Here is a 17618-nt window from a genome sequence, read left to right on the forward strand (position 1 = left end):
ACACACCTATTTCAAACTGCTCACCAGCAAGCGTTTGAGGCTACGCTCGACAATTTCGCCCATAGATTTACATCTCGCGAATACTGGATCATGGTAATACTGCGCCAGCTCTTCACCCAATTGGTGGATCTTCTCGGGAAAGGATACACGATCTGTCATGATAACATCCCGCAGGTCCTTGATCCTGTGGCGCTGCACTTTTAGACGCCGGGCCATGAGGGCGCGTTCTTCCTGTTGGTATTGTTTTACCACTTCGGCATTCAGGTGCTTTATCGCCAGGTCTACAAACACTCTGTTCTCCTTGAAATATTGTGGCATATATAAGGTGCGCTTACCTTCATAGAATTGCTGATCGAAATCAATAGCGCGTATACGAAACTGTACATCATCGAAATCTGGTGTGATGTCGAATACGAAATTATAACTCCGCATATCCCCTAGTAGCCGCACAAAGCAACGTTCATTAAATTTCACAAACTCTTTGGCGATGCGCTTAGGGTTAAATTCAGGGCGTTCCAGCCAATGCAGAATAAACTGATCTCCGGGCACACCGGCAATATGCTCTTCCACGAGGGTATTACCATCTATGAGGTAGTTCATCCAGTAAGGAGACAAGATATGTTCCAACTCGAGGCCATAGATGCGGGATGCATCGGCTATCTTGATATAAAAATAATCGTAAACTTCGTTGTAATTATTGACGATCTTAATACGGAAAGGATGACTGTTGCCGAATGTACAGTAATCAATGCGCTCAATATGCAGGTGTTCTTCGGCTGTTTGATCCCCGCCAGCTTTGAGAATGGAATAAATCCGCTTTAATCCGGCATGGATGGGGCCCATCATGCTTTGCGGATAGAACACCGTTTCCCAGAGGGTATCTTTCCCTTCCTTGTCATATAATGGAATGGAAGAATCATAGTACCGGAGCTCCTGGTAATCTACCGGCAGCTTCATCTCCCGTTCATACAATTTGAGGTAATTACGGAAAGCCTGGTTTATCGGGAAGAAGATCTTCTTTTTGGAAATTTCCTGCATGAGATAAATATACCACAAAATGCAGAGAGGATAAAGCAAAAAAGCCATCAGCGCGAAGATGACGGGAGACCCGTACCCTCACGCTGATAGCTTTATTAATAATCCGGCTGGACTTATTTCTTCTTTTTACCTTTAGATTTCTCCTCAGCTTTTTTGTTGTTGTCTCTGCAACATTTCTCCTGTGCATCCACCACCGCGATATTTACCATGTTCACGATCTGGCGTACAGTACTGCCCAATTGCAGGATGTGTACAGGTTTTTTCATACCCAGCAGTACAGGACCGATAGCATCGAATCCAGCTACTTCTTGCAGGAGGTTATAAGCTACGTTACCGGCAGTCAGGTTAGGGAAAATGAGTGTATTCACTTCTCCTTCCAACAGTTCAGTAAACGGATAGTTATCCTTCAGGATTTCTTTGTTAAAGGCCATAGCAGCCTGGATTTCCCCGTCAACAATCAAGGATGGATTGCGTTGTTTCACGATTTCACGCGCTTTGGCTACCAGTTGTGCCTCAGGGGTTGGACTGGAACCGAAGTTGGAGTAAGACAACATCGCGATACGTGGGGTGATGTTGAAGTGTTGCACTTCTTTTGCCACCATCAGCGTGATATCAGCCAGTTCTTCCGCGGTTGGATTGAAGTTCACGGTAGTATCTGCCAGGAACAACGGACCACGTTTGGTTTGGATGATATACATACCAGCCACCTTGTTTACACCTTCTTCCATACCGATCACTTGCAGCGCCGGACGGATGGTATCAGGGTATTTGCGGGTCAGACCGGAGATCAGTGCATCTGCCTCACCAGTTTCCACCATCATACAACCGAAGTAGTTACGCTCGCGCATTACTTTCTTCGCTTCGTACATGTTATATCCTTTGCGCTTGCGTTTTTCGAAGAACAGCTCACCAAACTGATGACGTTTTTCCTGCATTTCATCGCTCTTAGGATCGATGATTACTACATCTTCAATTTCGATGGAATGTTCACGCATGAGTTCACGGATACGTGCCTCATTACCCAACAGGATTGGATAAGCAATACCTTCGTCGTTTACAACTTGGGCAGCTTTCAGGATCTTGATGTTATCCGCTTCTGCGAATACAACTTTCCTTGGATCACGGCGCGCTTTGGTACCGATCACGCGGAACAGTTGATTATCCAGACCCAGACGGCTATTCAGTTCCTGTTTGTAAGCATCCCAATCAGTGATCGGATGATGCGCTACACCGCTGTCCATAGCTGCTTTAGCAACTGCTGGTGCTACGGTGCTCAGCAAACGAGGATCCAGTGGTTTTGGAATGATATATTTAGGACCGAAGGTGATATTCTTCTCATTGTAAGCGAGGTTCACGATATCTGGAACTGGAGATTTCGCCAGTTCAGCCAGGGCTCTTACGGCAGCGAGTTTCATTTCCTCGTTGATTTCAGTAGCTCTTACGTCGAGGGCACCACGGAAGATGTAAGGGAAACCCAATACGTTGTTAACCTGGTTAGGATAATCAGAACGGCCTGTAGCCATGATTACATCTGGGCGTGCTGCCACTGCTGTATCGTAGGCAATTTCAGGATCAGGGTTCGCCATTGCCATCACAATTGGGTTTTTACCCATGCTCTTAATCATCTCCGGCGTAACCACATTACCTACAGAAAGACCCAGGAATACATCCGCATCCTTCATCGCTTCTGCCAGGGTTTTTACTTTAGACTTGGTAGCAAACTGCATGTGCATTGGACCAAGATCTTTACGCGCGGTGTTCAACACACCGTCTTTATCAAATAAGATGAAGTTTTCCAGCTTCGCACCCAATGCTAAATAGAGGCGAACACAGGCCATAGCAGCGGCGCCAGCACCGTTTACTACGATCTTAACCTTATCAATTTTCTTTTTTACGAGTTCCAGACCGTTGAGCAATGCCGCACTTGAAATGATCGCCGTACCATGCTGGTCGTCGTGCATTACAGGTATTTTCAGCTCTTTACGCAGTCTTTCTTCAATCTCAAAGCACTCAGGACTCTTAATGTCCTCCAGGTTAATACCACCGAAGGTAGGCTCCAGCGCTTTTACGGCAGCTACAAAGCTATCCGGATCTTTTGCATTTAATTCAATATCAAAAACGTCAATGTCTGCAAAGATTTTGAATAATACACCTTTACCTTCCATCACCGGTTTGCCGGCTTCTGGACCAATATCACCTAATCCAAGTACAGCGGTACCATTGCTGATAACGCCTACCAGATTACCCTTTGCAGTGTATTTGTACACATTTTCTACATCGTTGAAAATCTCTTTACATGGTTCTGCTACTCCTGGAGAGTAAGCGAGGGAGAGATCCCATTGAGATTTGGTATTTTTCGTAGGTACTACTTCAATTTTGCCCGGCCTGCCTTTTGCATGATAGTCTAATGCATCCTGCTTGTTCAGTTTCTTTGCCATATCAAGTTTAGATTGTTGTAATTGGGCGTGCAATATACGAACTATTGCAGTATGACCGCCGTAAATACTCCCATCCCTTCCCCCTCAACTCATAAATAACAGTTAAATTTCCTTACTTTTACGGCGTTAAACATTCGCAAATATCATGATACAACGCATCCAGAGTCTTTACCTGCTGTTAGCTGCCGGAGCAGGCGTAGGGGTACTATGCAGCAACCTGTGGAAAGCCACATTGACCGCGGCCCAGCAACCTATTTTCGTCAGTGCTACCAACAACTATCTGATGTATGTGCTTTATATCATCATCATTCTGGTCGCTTTCGCGTCTATCTTCCTGTTTAAGAAGCGCCAATTGCAGTTCAGACTGACAGTGATCGATATTCTGCTGACCCTGGGCGCTATTGCCTACCAGTATTACCTGGTGTCAAAAGAAGCTAATGCATTGGTTTCCAGTGGCAAAACAATTCAGAGCGCTTCGTATCTCCCGGCATCCTTCCTCCCCATTGTAATGGTGGTACTGCTTTTCCTAGCAGCAAAAGGAATCCGCAAGGATGAAAAACTCATCAAATCCCTGGATCGTCTGAGATAACCGTACTTTATTATAAGCAAAAGGCCGACTCATCATATTGAGTCGGCCTTTTGCTTATAAGCGTGTTTGAAAGTTATAATGGAGGATCAGGCTGCTGTTAATTCCACATAAATACTTGCCGGCAAGTAACCAAAAACATATTCCGTCACTTCGCAAAGCCACATTTCCTGATTCACCAATTCGCCCCTGAAGGTTTCCATCAGGTAGTTACCTCCTCCAATAGAATCTTGTAAGTTTTCAATTAACCTGGCTTCATCTGCGCCTTCAAAAGGGACATCACTCAATTTTAGAAAACATTCATTGGTATTGCCGCTGGCCACATCCAGCATGGTGTCTGCTCCTAGCACCATTTGCAGCTCTGCAATATCCTTGGTCCATTCGGGGATATCAATAAACCATTTATGCTCGGGGGTTTTGTAAAAACGGTATTTGCCTGTCATATATAGGTTGTTTGGGGGTTAGGGAGATATAAATGCCATCGTTTGCTGACATTTACTTATGTGTCATAATAAAGGCTAATCCTGTGAGGATCAGCCTTTATCATTTATTTTTAGAGAGATCTTTTATAGGAATTGTCCTGTGTAGCTTTCTTTTACTTTCTTCAAGCCTTCTGGTACTCCGGCGTACAGCAGATTTCCGCCACCAGCACCTCCTTCAGGTCCCAGGTCTATTACCCAATCGGCACTCTTGATCACATCCATGTTATGCTCAATTACCAGCACGCTATGTCCTTGGTCTATCAGGGCGTTAAAGGAATTCAACAACTTCTGGATATCATGGAAGTGCAAACCGGTAGTAGGTTCGTCGAAGATAAAGAGGATATGCCCTTGTGCCTTGCCCTTACCCAGAAAAGACGCCAGTTTCACACGTTGTGCCTCTCCACCGGACAAAGTATCGCTACTCTGGCCCAGCTTCACATAACCTAAACCTACATCACTCAGCGGACGGATTTTATTACATACATCCTTTTCATCCTTAAAGAACTCCAACGCCTCGTCCACACCCATTTCCAGGACATCATAGATATTCTTGCCCTTATAAGTTACTTCTAGTACTTCATCTTTAAAGCGTTTGCCATTACAGCTTTCGCAAGTCAGATGCACGTCTGCGAGGAACTGCATCTCCACCACCACTTCTCCCTCTCCTTTACAAGCATCACAACGACCGCCATCTACGTTGAAAGAGAAATGTTTAGGTTGAAATCCTCTCATCTTACTCAATGGTTGTTTTGAATACAGATCACGGATTTCATCGTATGCTTTGATGTAAGTAACAGGATTGGAACGGGAAGATTTACCAATTGGGTTTTGGTCCACCATTTCAATCTGGGTAACATCATCCATGGCGCCTTTCAGGCCGCGGAAATTCCCTACTCTTTCCGCAAATTCTCCCTTTAATTTCATCAACGCAGGATATAGAATTTGCTTCACCAGCGTGGTTTTACCGGAACCGCTCACGCCACTCACCACCGTAAGGATATTCAGTGGAAAATCTACAGTGATATTCTTTAAGTTGTGTTGACGAGCGCCTTCAACGGTAATCGCCTTTTTCCACTTCCGGACTTTCGCAGGAGGGTCTATACTTAAAGTTCCGTTGAGATAACGGCCTGTCAAGCTTTTAGGATCCTGTAGAATCTCCGGATAGGTACCCGCAAAAATCACTTCTCCTCCCAGATGGCTTGCCAGCGGCCCCATATCGATGATATAGTCGGCTTCTTCCATCATCAGTTCATCGTGTTCTACCACGATAACGGTATTACCTAAGTCACGTAATTCTTTCAGTACTTGAATCAATCTGTGTGTATCCCTAGCATGTAGACCAATACTCGGTTCATCCAGGATATACATAGAGTTGGTGAGATTACTGCCCAGAGAGCGGGTCAGTTGTATACGCTGACTTTCCCCACCAGAGAGGGTATTGGCTACACGGTTGAGGGTAAGATATCCCAAGCCAACGTCCAGTAAAGTTTTTAGCCTATGATGTATTTCAACGAGGATACGCTTCCCTACTTGCTGATCAAACTCACTGAGATCTAGTTGATCAAACCATACAGCGAGATCACCTACTGGCATGTCTACCAGTTGAGCAATATTTTTACCGCCTACTTTAATGTAGAGGGCTTCTTTGCGCAATCTGCCACCGCCGCAATCAGGACAGGTAGTACGTCCGCGGTAACGGGCCTGTAATACCCGGTATTGCACCTTGTACAGGTTTTGTTCCACCATTTTGAAGAACTCATTGATACCGTAGAAATGTTCATTCCCGGTCCACAATAACTGGTATTGTTCATCAGAGAGATCTGCAATTGGTTTATGAACAGGGAAGCCTGATTTACGGGAAGCCTTTATTAGGGCTTCTTTATACTCGCCCATTTTCTCTCCTCTCCATGGTGCTACTGCACCTTCGTATACGCTTAACCGTTTGTCTGGGATGACCAGGTCGGCATCGATACCCAGCACTTGTCCGAAACCTTCGCAGGTAGGACATGCGCCGTATGGATTATTGAAAGAAAACAAGTTAGGAACTGGTTCTTCAAACTGCATTCCATCCAGTTCAAAGCGGTTGGAGAAATGTTTCATCTCCTTACCATCTATTTCCAGGTAACAATCGCCTTCACTTTCATAGAAAGCGGTTTGAACGCTATCGGCTATACGATGTTTGTCGTCCTCATCAAAATCTTTAGCCACCAAACGATCTATTAGCACCCAAGCATCTTTAGGCACTGCTGGCTTTTTGGCTTCCAGCAAGTCTTCGATACGGAGCAATCCGTTTCCTTCGGCTGCAGGTGAGTAAAGTCGGGAGAAACCTTTCTGTAAGAGTATATTCAGCTCTTCCGCGGCATCTCGTTTTGCATGGCGCCGGAAAGGCACTAGTAGCAAGACTTTCGTACCTGCTTTAAGTTTTGTGATATAGTCCACCACATCACTGACTTCATTCTTTTTCACTTCTTGTCCGGAGATGGGGGAATACGTTTTCCCAACTCTTCCGAAGAGGAGGCGTAAATAGTCATAGATTTCCGTCATGGAACCCACTGTAGAGCGGGGTGTGCGGGTGATTACTTTTTGTTCGATGGCGATGGCCGGGCAGATACCTTTGATATAGTCTACATCCGGCTTGTTCATACGCATGAGAAACTGCCTGGCATAGGCACTTAAACTTTCTGCGTAGCGGCGTTGCCCTTCCGCGTAGAGTGTATCCATGGTGAGGGAAGATTTCCCGGAACCGGATACCCCTGTAACTACCACCAGTTTGCTGCGGGGAATTGACACACTCACATTCTTGAGATTGTGTACCCTGGCGCCTTTTATGAAAATGCTGTCCTGAGGGGCAACTACCTGAGGAACAACAACTGTTTCCTGTTTTTTAACTTTTGTACCCATTACAGAACAAATTTAAGGTAAAAGATGTTACTAAAGTAATTAGCATTTTACTAACCCCCTATTAGCAAAATCAACGGCTGATTCTTTAGCACAGAAACGGCTGAAGGCTGCTATTTTACTGGAATTGAGCGGTTTTTTTTATTATTTGTTTTATTGAAGTATTCTATTATATTTGCATAGGACTTGATATATTCTGAGTATCTGGATACCAAAATTCTAATTTTCACCTAAACTTCACGCTATCGCATAAACTCTACTTAACATTTTAAACAACCAAGAGGCTGTAAAGTCCGTATAATCATTTTACTAACCCGTCTAGTTGTAGAAGTTTATGCAAATAATGTACAAGTTGTGCGACGAGCAATTGATTACCCTTTTTAAGAAAGGTCACTCTTCTGCATTGGAAGAACTGGTCTCTCGTCATAAGGATAAAGTATATACTTCTATCCTGTTGCTAGTCAAAGATCCCTACCTGGCTGAAGATATCTTCCAGGACACCTTTATCAAAATTATTGATACTATCCGCGCCGAACGCTATACCGAGAAAGGAAAATTCCTTCCCTGGGCCATGCGTATTGCACACAATCTCTGCGTAGACCACTTCCGAAAAGTTAAGCGAACGCCGATGATTAAGACGGGCGATGACAAAGACATTTTCGATGTACTAGGGTTCAGTGACGCTTGCGCTGAAGAAAAGATCATCGTAAGACAGAGCCATGATCGCGTTAGACGCATGCTGGACATGCTTCCTGAAGAACAAAGGGAAGTGATTATCCTGCGGCATTACGCAGAACTGAGCTTCAAAGAAATTGCAGACCTCACGCAGGTCAGTATCAATACCGCATTAGGTCGTATGCGGTATGGGCTTATCAATCTCCGCAAAATGATGACGGAGAAACAAATTTGTCTGTAACGACCCTTTTTTTGCTTGCCATCAGCGGGCGGCCGGACGTAATGTCCGACCGCTCGTTTTTATTTACAGTCGTTCGAATATAATCGCTGCTCCCTGCCCTACGCCGATACACATCGTAGCCAGTCCGTACTTCACCTGAGATCTGCGCTGCATTTCATACAACAAAGTAGTACTGATTCTAGCCCCACTGCCTCCCAATGGATGCCCGATGGCAATCGCGCCACCATTCACATTTACCAGTTCATCACTGAGGCCCAAATCGTGTATACAAGCCAGTGTTTGCGAAGCGAAAGCCTCGTTCAGTTCTGCCAAGCCCAGATCGGCTACGGTGAGGCCTGCATGTTGTAAGGCTTTCTTGGTAGCTGGTACAGGGCCGATGCCCATGATAGAAGGATCTACGCCCGCTACGCCCATAGCTGCCACACGGGCAATAGGTTTCAGACCAAAATCTTTCACCGCTTTTTCTGATACTACCAACAATGCTGCTGCTCCGTCATTAATGCCGGAAGAGTTACCGGCTGTTACTGTACCGTCTTTTGCGAACGCGGGTTTTAATGCGAAAAGCTTTTCCAGTGTGGTATCCCGCGGATGTTCATCCTTGGATACCAAGGTGCTGCCCCCTTTTCCTGGTATTTCCACCGGGATGATTTCCTTTTCCCATTTTCCTGCCTCCAGTGCAGCTTTGTACCTGCGCTGACTACCTAAAGCAAAAACATCCTGGTCTTCTCGACTGATTTTCCATTGTTTGGCCACATTTTCCGCCGTCTCTCCCATCGAAAAAGGGTAATACATATCTGCCAGTGCTTTGTTGGTAAAGCGCCAGCCTAGTGTAGTATCATAAATTTCTGGTTTCCGGCCAAAGGCGCTATCGGATTTAGGCATCACGAAAGGCGCACGGGTCATGCTTTCCACACCGCCGGCGATGTAAATATCTCCATCACCGCACATAATACCCCTGGCAGCATCCATGATGGCTTGTAAACTGCTGGCACAGAGCCGATTAACCGTATTTCCGGCTACCGTTACAGGCAGTCCGGCTAGGAGCGCCGACATGCGGGCTACGTTACGGTTATCCTCGCCAGACTGGTTGGCAGCGCCGCAAATCACATCTTCAATGACGGACGGATCAATGGAAGCATTTCTTTTCATCAATGCTTTAATCAGGTGGGCGAACATATCATCCGGACGGACAGTGGCCAATGCGCCGCCATAACGCCCTATGGGAGTTCTGACCGCATCAACGATATAGGCAGATTGCATGTTGATAAAACAGTTTGTTTTGGTGAGTAAAACGGTAAATGCAATTAAAGTATTTCATCTAAAACCGCCAATAAAATCCTCAAAAACGGTGTCAGTTGGAGCAAATGTTGTCTCCCTATAAAAAATTAATATTTATAAATTATTGTTAGTGAGACACGTATCTCTCTGTCATTTTAGGTCCATTTGCAGTTGGTTAACGATAACTGTCGATGATTTTCAGTACCTTTGCCGTTACTTTTCGACTGCCGTAAGGGCAGCCAATTGCTTATTTAAAGGTCAATAATGAAGTCTGACAAGAAGAACATCCGGCATTTAAGTTTGCCACAAATACAGGAATATTTCGGATCCATTGGGGAGAAAGCTTTTCGTGCAAAGCAGGTATACGAATGGCTGTGGCTGCGTCATGCAACCTCCTTCGATGACATGACCAACCTGTCTAAAGATTTACGTCACAAACTGGAAGAACATTTCGTGCTGCCAGCCGTACAGGTGGATGCCACCCAACACAGCAACGACGGCACTATTAAAAGTCGTTTCAAACTGCATGACACGCACCTGGTAGAAGGTGTGTTAATTCCTACAGACACTCGTCAGACGGCCTGTGTATCTTCCCAGGTAGGTTGCAGCCTTAGCTGTAAATTCTGCGCTACTGGCTATATGGCCCGTAAACGCAACTTGGACTTCGATGAAATTTACGATGAAGTGGCCCTGATCAACAAACAGGCTATGGATGCATATGGTAAAAAGCTCACCAATATCGTTTTTATGGGTATGGGCGAGCCTTTATTGAACTATCGCAATGTACTCCAGGCGATCGAACGTATCACTGCTCCCGATGGTTTAGGTATGTCTCCTAAACGCATTACCGTTTCTACGGCTGGTGTAGCCAAAATGATTCGCCAACTTGGAGACGATAAGGTAAGATTCAATCTGGCCTTGTCCTTACACGCTGCCAATGATAAAAAACGCAGCGAAATCATGCCTATCAATGATACCAATAGTTTAAAAGAATTGATAGACGCACTCAATTACTTCTATAAAGCTACCGGCAACGAAATATCATTTGAATATATCCTCTTCGATAACTTCAACGATAGCAAACAAGATGCTGACGAACTCATCAAAATTTATCGTCAGGTACCTGCGGATCTGGTAAATATTATCGAATATAACCCGATCGACAATGCACAATTCCGTAAACCAGATGCCCTTAAAGCAGAACAGTTCATGGAATACCTCGCGAAAAACCGTGTGAATGCTAGATTACGTCGTAGCCGCGGAAAAGATATCGATGCCGCCTGCGGTCAACTGGCCAATAAAGGTTAAGTCAAGAGAATAAAACTAAAATTACGCCGGCCATGTACCCATGGCCTTCAATCAATAATAATTTATGAAGAAAAAATTACCTGCTAGTAAAGGTTTTTCTCCTTTTAAAGAAAATAAATCCGGCAAACAAGAAAAGCCGGCAGCAGGCAACCGCAACCGCCCTTCCTTCGATGGCGAAAGGCCCGGAAGAGCATCTGCAAAAGATGACAATCGCGACGACAGGTCGCCACGCAAACGCAGCTTCGGTTCTTCCGAAGAAGGCAAAGCTCCTCGCAAACGCACTTTTGGTAGCGATAAGCCTGGTGATAAACCAACTTTCCGCAAACGCTCCGACGATAACGACAAAGCTGACGAAAAACCAGCATTTCGTAAACGTACTTTCGGCGGTGATAAATCTGACGAAAAACCTGCATTCCGCAAACGTTCTTTTGGCAGCGATAAATCTGACGAAAAACCTGCGTTCCGCAAACGTTCTTTCGACAAGGATAAATCTGACGAAAAACCTGCATTCCGCAAACGTTCTTTCGACAGCGATAAATCTGACGAAAAACCTGCATTCCGCAAACGTTCTTTCGATACTGATAAACCGACTCACCGTAAGAAGGATAACTATTCATCTGAAAATGAGAGCTCCTTCCATGGCGATCGTAATGACAAAACCAGTAAAAACGCAAAAGAAACACCTAGTGGCTTCAACCGCAAGAAATTCTTTGATCGCGTAAATGATCGTTTTGCTGACAAACACGAAAGACGTCGCACCCCTATCAAATCAAAAGGTTCTTCTGAAGCACCTGCTTTCAAAAAAGAAAGCAAAACTGCGAAAGAAGGTAAGGCAAGCACTTTCGGCCCAGGCGAAATGCCGCTGAATAAATTTATTGCGCACTGTGGTCTTTGCTCTCGCAGAAAAGCAGTTGATTATATCCGTGAAGGAAAGGTTACCGTAAATGGTATGGTGGTGAAAGAACCAGCTACCAAAGTAACAGCGAAAGATAACATCGCATTGTTGGAGAAGAAAATCACCCTGCAAAAAAACCTGGTATATATCCTCCTCAATAAACCGAAAGGTTATATCACCACTACTGATGATCCAGAAGGTCGTAAAACCGTAATGGAGCTCATCGAAGATGCGGTGGAAGATGAACGTGTATATCCAGTAGGTCGCCTGGACCGCAATACTTCCGGTCTGCTGCTCCTCACCAACGACGGTGAACTGGCGCAGACACTGGCGCATCCGAAACATAATATCAAAAAGATCTATCAAGTAGAGCTGGACAAGCCGCTCACCAAAGCAGATTTTGAGAAAATCATAGCAGGTGTTACCCTCGAAGATGGCGTAGCCCTGGTAGATGCATTGGGATATGTAGATCCAAAAGATAAAAAGCAAGTAGGTATTGAAATCCACAGTGGTAAGAACCGTATCGTGCGTCGTATTTTCGAACACTTGGAATACAATGTGGAGAAGCTGGATCGCGTGATGTATGCTGGTCTGACTAAAAAGACCCTGAACCGCGGTCAATGGCGTTTTCTTTCAGAGAAAGAAGTTATCCTGCTGAAACATTTCAAAAAATAACCAACAGAACGGTATTTGATGCGCATAGAAGAGCATATAATAGTAGAAACACCGGATTATATTATCGTGAACAAACCGTCGGGAGTACTAACATTACCTGACCGTCATGATAATGAACTGACTTCACTCATTTCCATGATGAAGAAGGCATTTGGTGAGATATATACCGTGCACAGACTGGATCGTGATACTAGTGGTATTATCCTGTTTGCCCGCAATGAAACTGCCCATAAATATTATTCGCAGCTCTTTGAAAGCAGGGATGTGAAGAAATTCTACCTGGGTATTGTTAATGGGCAACTGATTCCTAGTAAAGGCAGTGTGGATGAGCCGATTATGGAGCATCCTGTGCAGAAAGGGAAAATGGTAACGAACCGGAAAGGGAAACCTTCTCTCACGGATTATGAAGTGCTGGAGGATTTCGGGCTGTTTAGCCTCGTGAGAATGCAGATTCATACTGGTCGTACGCACCAGATCAGGGTTCACATGAAGCATTTGGGTCATCCGATTGCGGTAGATGAATTCTATGGTAACGGGGAGCCGGTGAAATTATCCACCATTAAGAAGAAATTCAAGCTGGGTAAGTATGTAGAGGAAGAAAGGCCCTTACTGAGCCGATTGGCCTTACATGCAGCGATGCTGGAGTTTAAAGATCAGTCTGGTCAGGTGGTTTCCGTGGAAGCCCCATTACCGAAGGATATGGCTGCGGTATTGAATCAACTGCGTAAGCATAAGCGATAGTATAGCATTATTTTTTTATTAAAAGGGCCCGTTGTCTGCGACCACGGGCCCTTTTATGTCATGTGGCGCCGAAGGCGCCACATGACATAAAAGCCTTCCTTCCAGGCATAAAAAAAACGGGGAAAAATCCCCGTTTCGTAAAAATCAAAAACCAACCATTAAAAAATCTTTATCGGACAAAACCTACACCTGGTGGTGGAGTGAGGCTCCGGTATAATTATTTGTTAGGTTGTGGTGTTGTTCTCAGATAAGGCTTAATGATTTTGTGGCCTTTCGGAAAACGTTCTGGGATGTCTGCGGTAGGCACTGCTGCCGTAACGATAACATCTTCACCATCTTTCCAGTCAGCAGGTGTAGCAACGCTATACTGAGCTGTGAGCTGGAGGGAATCAATTACTCTAAGTACTTCGTGGAAGTTTCTTCCGGTAGAAGCAGGGTAAGTGATTGTCAGTTTCACTTTTTTGTCTGGTCCTATGATAAACAGGGATCTGACAGTAAAAGTTTCGGACGCATTAGGATGAATCATGCCATACAGGTTGGCCACTGTTTTGTCTTCGTCAGCGATGATAGGGAAATTCACGTCACAATTTTGTGTTTCGTTGATATCACCTATCCAGCTATTGTGTTTATCCAGTGGATCCACGCTGAGGGCGAGCACTTTCACGTTGCGTTTTGCGAACTCACCGTTTAAGAGTGCTGTTTTACCTAACTCGGTAGTACAAACTGGTGTAAAATCCGCAGGGTGCGAAAATAATACTCCCCAGCTATCCCCAAGGTAATCGTAAAAATTTATTTCTCCTAATGTCGTTTTAGCGGTAAAATTGGGAGCGGTATCTCCAAGTCTTAAACTCATAGTTATATAATTTACGAATTACGCATTCAAAAATAGGACTTTCCTACAAATGTTATAGACTTTAAAGGAACTTTTTATTTTTTTTCAAACGAATTGTGATGAACGGAAGTTTTGGGGTTAACAAACAAAAGGGTACAAACAAGGACAAATAAGGGTTAATTCATCTGGATAAAACTAATGAGAGCCAGGCCGTTACTGGGTCAACAAACTTCCGGGGCGCCTACAAACCAGCAGTTTAGCTTGCGGCTGGCCCTTCATATAACAGGCCGGGCTTTTAATAATTTTTTAATACAATTTAAGCCGAGTGATGCAACTGCCAGGCATAATAGGCCAGGCTGAATTTCATATCATCCGCCAGATCTGCTTCTTGTCGGGCAGCAGCATCATCCAGCTCGAGCTCTAGGTATCCAAGGTATAGGTCGTAATTTCCTTCCAGGTTTTTGACACACTGCCTGATCTTCTTGTTGATCGCTTTTCTGGCTGCGGGAGGAAGCCCAGGTTGCTCGGGCCCCGCCGGCGATACCGGCATTGCGATAATTTTTCCTTTCTCTTCTGCAATCTCTTCTTTCTCCAGCCAGGTTACCTGCTGCAGAATGGCGCCGATATGAAGAGGCTGCCGAGTGCTGGTAGTAGTTCGTGCTGTGGTCATTGCCTTCAGATTTAATTACAATACAAATCTACTCGCCCGTTACGCAAGGGATATGCGTAGTGAAAAAGTTTTCTGTATTTTTAAACCAAATTTTTTGTTTGTGCCAAAAAATAAAGACGCCGTATCGCGATATCGCTGGATAGATGAACGATTACGGAATAAACGATTGCCTGAGCCTACCCTGGAAAGCCTGATAGAGTACGTTTCTGAAAAAATGGATGCCGTTATTTCCACCCGTACCATCCAGAAAGACATACAGGACATGCGACAGGACCCGGAGCTGAATTATATGGCGCCTATCGTATATGACCGTAGTAGCAGAACCTATCGGTATACTGATGAGAATTATTCCATCGGGCAGATGCCTATTGAAGAAGCCGACCTACAAGGCCTGGAAATAGCTATCGGTATATTAGAACAGTTTCGCAGTTTGCCGGTCATTCAGCAGTTTGAGGATTCCATCCTGAAGATTGCCGCCAGCTTGAAAATGAACCGGGATGAACTTCAGCACCAGGGCCTTATCCGCTTTACCAGAACGTCCCAGTATAAAGGGGCCGAACATATTCGGGAAATAGTGGATGCTATCAAAAACCTGGAAGTAATTCGCATTGCCTACCAAAGCTTTGATAGAGATGAGCCCAAAGAACACTGGGTGGAACCTTATCACCTGCGGGAATACCAACACCGCTTTTATCTCATCGGTAAAAGCCAGCAAACCCGCGGCGGCGCTGTACTCACCTTCGCCCTGGATCGTATCGTGAAATTGTGGCCTACCATGAAGTTCTTTGATCAAAAGAATTTCGATGATGCGAGCTATTTCCAACATGCTATTGGCATTACCGTGCATGATGGAGAACCAGAAGAAGTGCTGCTTTCCTTTACACCAAGACAAGGAAAATACCTTAAAACACAGCCGATTCACGCATCCCAGAAAATCATCAAAGACACGGAAACGGCCTGTCATATTTCGCTGCATGTAGTGATCAATCCAGAACTGATTATGACGCTGCTCAGCTATGGCGCCAATGTGAAAGTATTACAGCCTGCGTCCCTTGTGAAACGCATGAAAGAAGAAACCCAGCAGATGATGAAATCGTACCAGTAATATCACTATATTTAAGAAAGGGGCATACCATAAAAAATGTGGTATGCCCCTTTTTATATGCTCCCCTTTCAACTACAATCAGAGCGCAGTATATCCAACGATATTGCTAATCAAATGCTATCCTGATAGCTATACATAACCCTCAAAAAAAATACATGAAAAAGTTAATCCTTAATGTAGCCCTATTCCTTATTGGATTTATTCTCCCTGTGGGTTCCGTTTCAGCGCAAATGGCCGCTAGATTGGAGCCCTATTTTGATTCCTATACAAAATTTGTTACCAGCAACGCTAGAGATAGTATTGTTTTAATGTACCAAAAAGGGAGAATTGTCAGCGACACTAACAACCTAAAACTCAGGCTTGGCGCCAAGTTCTCCCCCAAAACATTTTCAACCTTCAGTTTCTTAATTGTAGGTGGCTATGGCACCAATACGCCAGTCAGAAGTAGCGTTATAGGGTCCCAGTCATCTGATCTGGATCTCGATATGCTTTTTAAAATCGACGACGGTAAAAAAGCTGATATTTCCGCTGTTGTGTTTAAGCAACAAGTCGCGTTATGGTTAAGAGATATTTACCCCGATACCAACCGCTACAAAATTTTCATTAAAGATCCTGTGGTAGCAGTAGAAGCGGATACCACCTTCCCTGATAATACCAACTTAAAATATCAGATTGAGATAGGATCTTTCAATCAATTGAAAGATCCTAAAGACAGCCTATGTCTCCCTGCCCAGTTATGCTCCGAATTAGCCTGGGGTATTAATACGTCATCATGGCAGGAAACAACATCACCTAGTTTCCCCAGAAATTTTAATCAGAAATTTCTGTCAGATACTATACAAGGCCGAAAAGTGTTCAGTGATTGCAAAATGCTGAAGTATTGGAATAAATACGCTAATTACGATATTAATCCAGATAATATTCCGCCATCTATTTCTTACTTGATAGCTGCTTATAACTGGCTCACCTGGCCACCAGCCCCCAATACCTACCGATTACAACAACTAATAGTTATGGTGGATAGCCTGCGAAAGAATGTATTCAATAACGACTGCTCCAATGTAAGAAATGCCCGTTTGAACGTACCTTTTTTTACCGCTGCTGATCCGAATGTTTTGAGTAAGATGGATACTGTAGCACTGAAAAGGTTTTGCAATTCCTTGAAGAAATTATCTGACACTTTACAATTTGTTTCAGCCCAGACCGATATAAACAGGGCACTCTTAGCCTTAAGCAATGTGTTTCCAGACTTCAATAATGCTCCTCCGGGTACTTACAATATACAGCCCTATAGCAGTTTAAAGGTTATTTATCCCAAGAATGGAGGCGTTGCGGATGGCGATACTATCGTACAAATCACGTCCACCAATGATGCTAGTAAAAAGTGGGTAATCACCAATATTGAAGCCTCTCAGGGCAAATTCTACTATACCATTAAAAATCAGAAGAGTCAGCGAGCATTGGATGTTTACAATAAATCTACTGCTGCGGGAGCCCCCATCGTTCAAAATCAATTTAACAACAACGATTCTCAATTATGGGAAATAGTTTTCCTGGAATATCTTAATAACGGTGCCAACAAGTTGTATAAAGTAGTAAATAAGAAAAGTAAATTAGTCATGGATGCAGGGCCATCATCCACTGATAATGCAGTTACTACACAAGCGAATCCGAATACAACTACGAGTCAGAAGTGGTATCTTATAGAAGTGCCTGGGCTTTAAAGTACACAGGATCATTATAAAAAAGGGCTGAC

Annotated in this window: 14 protein-coding genes; 7 read left to right on the top strand and 7 right to left on the bottom strand. The window is 44.3% G+C overall.

The features are described 5' to 3' along the window. Positions 1-6: 6 nt before the first annotated feature. Positions 7-1038, bottom strand: a complete 1032-nt coding sequence (locus JO154_RS16690; RefSeq protein ID WP_291947558.1) for a hypothetical protein — start codon at positions 1036-1038, stop codon at positions 7-9. A gap of 113 nt (positions 1039-1151) precedes the next feature. Further along, the gene (locus tag JO154_RS16695; RefSeq protein ID WP_291947561.1) at positions 1152-3476 is read right to left on the bottom strand and encodes an NADP-dependent malic enzyme; all 2325 of its coding nucleotides are present in this window, start codon (positions 3474-3476) and stop codon (positions 1152-1154) included. A gap of 145 nt (positions 3477-3621) precedes the next feature. Here JO154_RS16695 and JO154_RS16700 point away from each other — a divergent pair, with 145 nt between their 5' ends. Further along, entirely contained in the window at positions 3622-4065 is a 444-nt protein-coding gene (locus JO154_RS16700) for a DUF4293 domain-containing protein (RefSeq protein ID WP_291947563.1), read from the top strand. Between the two features lie 86 nt (positions 4066-4151). On the opposite strand, the gene JO154_RS16705 is transcribed toward JO154_RS16700, so the two are convergent. Together JO154_RS16705 and uvrA are read right to left on the bottom strand one after the other, a co-directional pair. Continuing rightward, positions 4152-4505, bottom strand: coding sequence for a DUF6717 family protein (locus JO154_RS16705; RefSeq protein ID WP_291947565.1), 354 nt, complete (start codon positions 4503-4505; stop codon positions 4152-4154). Between the two features lie 123 nt (positions 4506-4628). Continuing rightward, positions 4629-7445, bottom strand: a complete 2817-nt coding sequence (uvrA, locus tag JO154_RS16710) for an excinuclease ABC subunit UvrA (RefSeq protein WP_291947567.1) — start codon at positions 7443-7445, stop codon at positions 4629-4631. Positions 7446-7785: 340 nt separating this feature from the next. On the opposite strand from uvrA, the gene JO154_RS16715 reads away from it, so the two are divergent. Continuing rightward, complete coding sequence (locus JO154_RS16715) at positions 7786-8358, top strand: sigma-70 family RNA polymerase sigma factor (RefSeq protein WP_111591548.1); 573 nt, start codon at positions 7786-7788, stop codon at positions 8356-8358. Between the two features lie 63 nt (positions 8359-8421). On the opposite strand, the gene JO154_RS16720 is transcribed toward JO154_RS16715, so the two are convergent. Beyond that, on the bottom strand, positions 8422-9618 hold the full coding sequence (locus JO154_RS16720; protein ID WP_291947569.1) for an acetyl-CoA C-acyltransferase: 1197 nt from the start codon (positions 9616-9618) through the stop codon (positions 8422-8424). 282 nt (positions 9619-9900) lie between these two features. Between JO154_RS16720 and rlmN the strand changes: the two genes are divergently transcribed. The 3 genes from rlmN (at position 9901) to JO154_RS16735 (ending at position 13255) form a co-directional block, all read left to right on the top strand. Then, entirely contained in the window at positions 9901-10944 is a 1044-nt protein-coding gene (gene rlmN / locus JO154_RS16725) for a 23S rRNA (adenine(2503)-C(2))-methyltransferase RlmN (RefSeq protein ID WP_291947572.1), read from the top strand. A 64-nt stretch (positions 10945-11008) separates the two neighbouring features. Then, positions 11009-12514, top strand: a complete 1506-nt coding sequence (locus JO154_RS16730) for a pseudouridine synthase (RefSeq protein WP_291947574.1) — start codon at positions 11009-11011, stop codon at positions 12512-12514. A gap of 18 nt (positions 12515-12532) precedes the next feature. After that, positions 12533-13255 (top strand): RluA family pseudouridine synthase, encoded by a 723-nt coding sequence (locus JO154_RS16735; RefSeq protein WP_291947576.1) that lies wholly within the window; start codon positions 12533-12535, stop codon positions 13253-13255. A 217-nt stretch (positions 13256-13472) separates the two neighbouring features. On the opposite strand, the gene JO154_RS16740 is transcribed toward JO154_RS16735, so the two are convergent. After that, on the bottom strand, positions 13473-14108 hold the full coding sequence (locus JO154_RS16740) for a peroxiredoxin (RefSeq protein ID WP_291947578.1): 636 nt from the start codon (positions 14106-14108) through the stop codon (positions 13473-13475). A 295-nt stretch (positions 14109-14403) separates the two neighbouring features. Beyond that, positions 14404-14757, bottom strand: coding sequence for a hypothetical protein (locus tag JO154_RS16745; RefSeq protein WP_291947580.1), 354 nt, complete (start codon positions 14755-14757; stop codon positions 14404-14406). Between the two features lie 100 nt (positions 14758-14857). Here JO154_RS16745 and JO154_RS16750 point away from each other — a divergent pair, with 100 nt between their 5' ends. Next, the gene (locus JO154_RS16750) at positions 14858-15862 is read left to right on the top strand and encodes a WYL domain-containing protein (RefSeq protein ID WP_291947582.1); all 1005 of its coding nucleotides are present in this window, start codon (positions 14858-14860) and stop codon (positions 15860-15862) included. Between the two features lie 155 nt (positions 15863-16017). Further along, a complete protein-coding gene (locus JO154_RS16755; protein ID WP_291947584.1) occupies positions 16018-17586 on the top strand; it encodes an RICIN domain-containing protein in 1569 nt (522 codons plus the stop codon). Positions 17587-17618 lie beyond the last annotated feature (32 nt).

Origin of the sequence: Chitinophaga sp. (assembly GCF_019236475.1) — a bacterium.
Taxonomy (GTDB): domain Bacteria; phylum Bacteroidota; class Bacteroidia; order Chitinophagales; family Chitinophagaceae; genus Chitinophaga.

Excerpts from the sequence above, each read along its gene's own strand:
- JO154_RS16690 (WP_291947558.1), bottom strand. The coding sequence starts at position 1,038 with ATGCAGGAAATTTCCAAAAAGAAGATCTTCTTCCCGATAAACCAGGCT.
- JO154_RS16695 (WP_291947561.1), bottom strand. The coding sequence starts at position 3,476 with ATGGCAAAGAAACTGAACAAGCAGGATGCATTAGACTATCATGCAAAA.
- JO154_RS16700 (WP_291947563.1), top strand. The coding sequence starts at position 3,622 with ATGATACAACGCATCCAGAGTCTTTACCTGCTGTTAGCTGCCGGAGCA.
- JO154_RS16705 (WP_291947565.1), bottom strand. The coding sequence starts at position 4,505 with ATGACAGGCAAATACCGTTTTTACAAAACCCCCGAGCATAAATGGTTT.
- uvrA (WP_291947567.1), bottom strand. The coding sequence starts at position 7,445 with ATGGGTACAAAAGTTAAAAAACAGGAAACAGTTGTTGTTCCTCAGGTA.
- JO154_RS16715 (WP_111591548.1), top strand. The coding sequence starts at position 7,786 with ATGTACAAGTTGTGCGACGAGCAATTGATTACCCTTTTTAAGAAAGGT.
- JO154_RS16720 (WP_291947569.1), bottom strand. The coding sequence starts at position 9,618 with ATGCAATCTGCCTATATCGTTGATGCGGTCAGAACTCCCATAGGGCGT.
- rlmN (WP_291947572.1), top strand. The coding sequence starts at position 9,901 with ATGAAGTCTGACAAGAAGAACATCCGGCATTTAAGTTTGCCACAAATA.
- JO154_RS16730 (WP_291947574.1), top strand. The coding sequence starts at position 11,009 with ATGAAGAAAAAATTACCTGCTAGTAAAGGTTTTTCTCCTTTTAAAGAA.
- JO154_RS16735 (WP_291947576.1), top strand. The coding sequence starts at position 12,533 with ATGCGCATAGAAGAGCATATAATAGTAGAAACACCGGATTATATTATC.
- JO154_RS16740 (WP_291947578.1), bottom strand. The coding sequence starts at position 14,108 with ATGAGTTTAAGACTTGGAGATACCGCTCCCAATTTTACCGCTAAAACG.
- JO154_RS16745 (WP_291947580.1), bottom strand. The coding sequence starts at position 14,757 with ATGACCACAGCACGAACTACTACCAGCACTCGGCAGCCTCTTCATATC.
- JO154_RS16755 (WP_291947584.1), top strand. The coding sequence starts at position 16,018 with ATGAAAAAGTTAATCCTTAATGTAGCCCTATTCCTTATTGGATTTATT.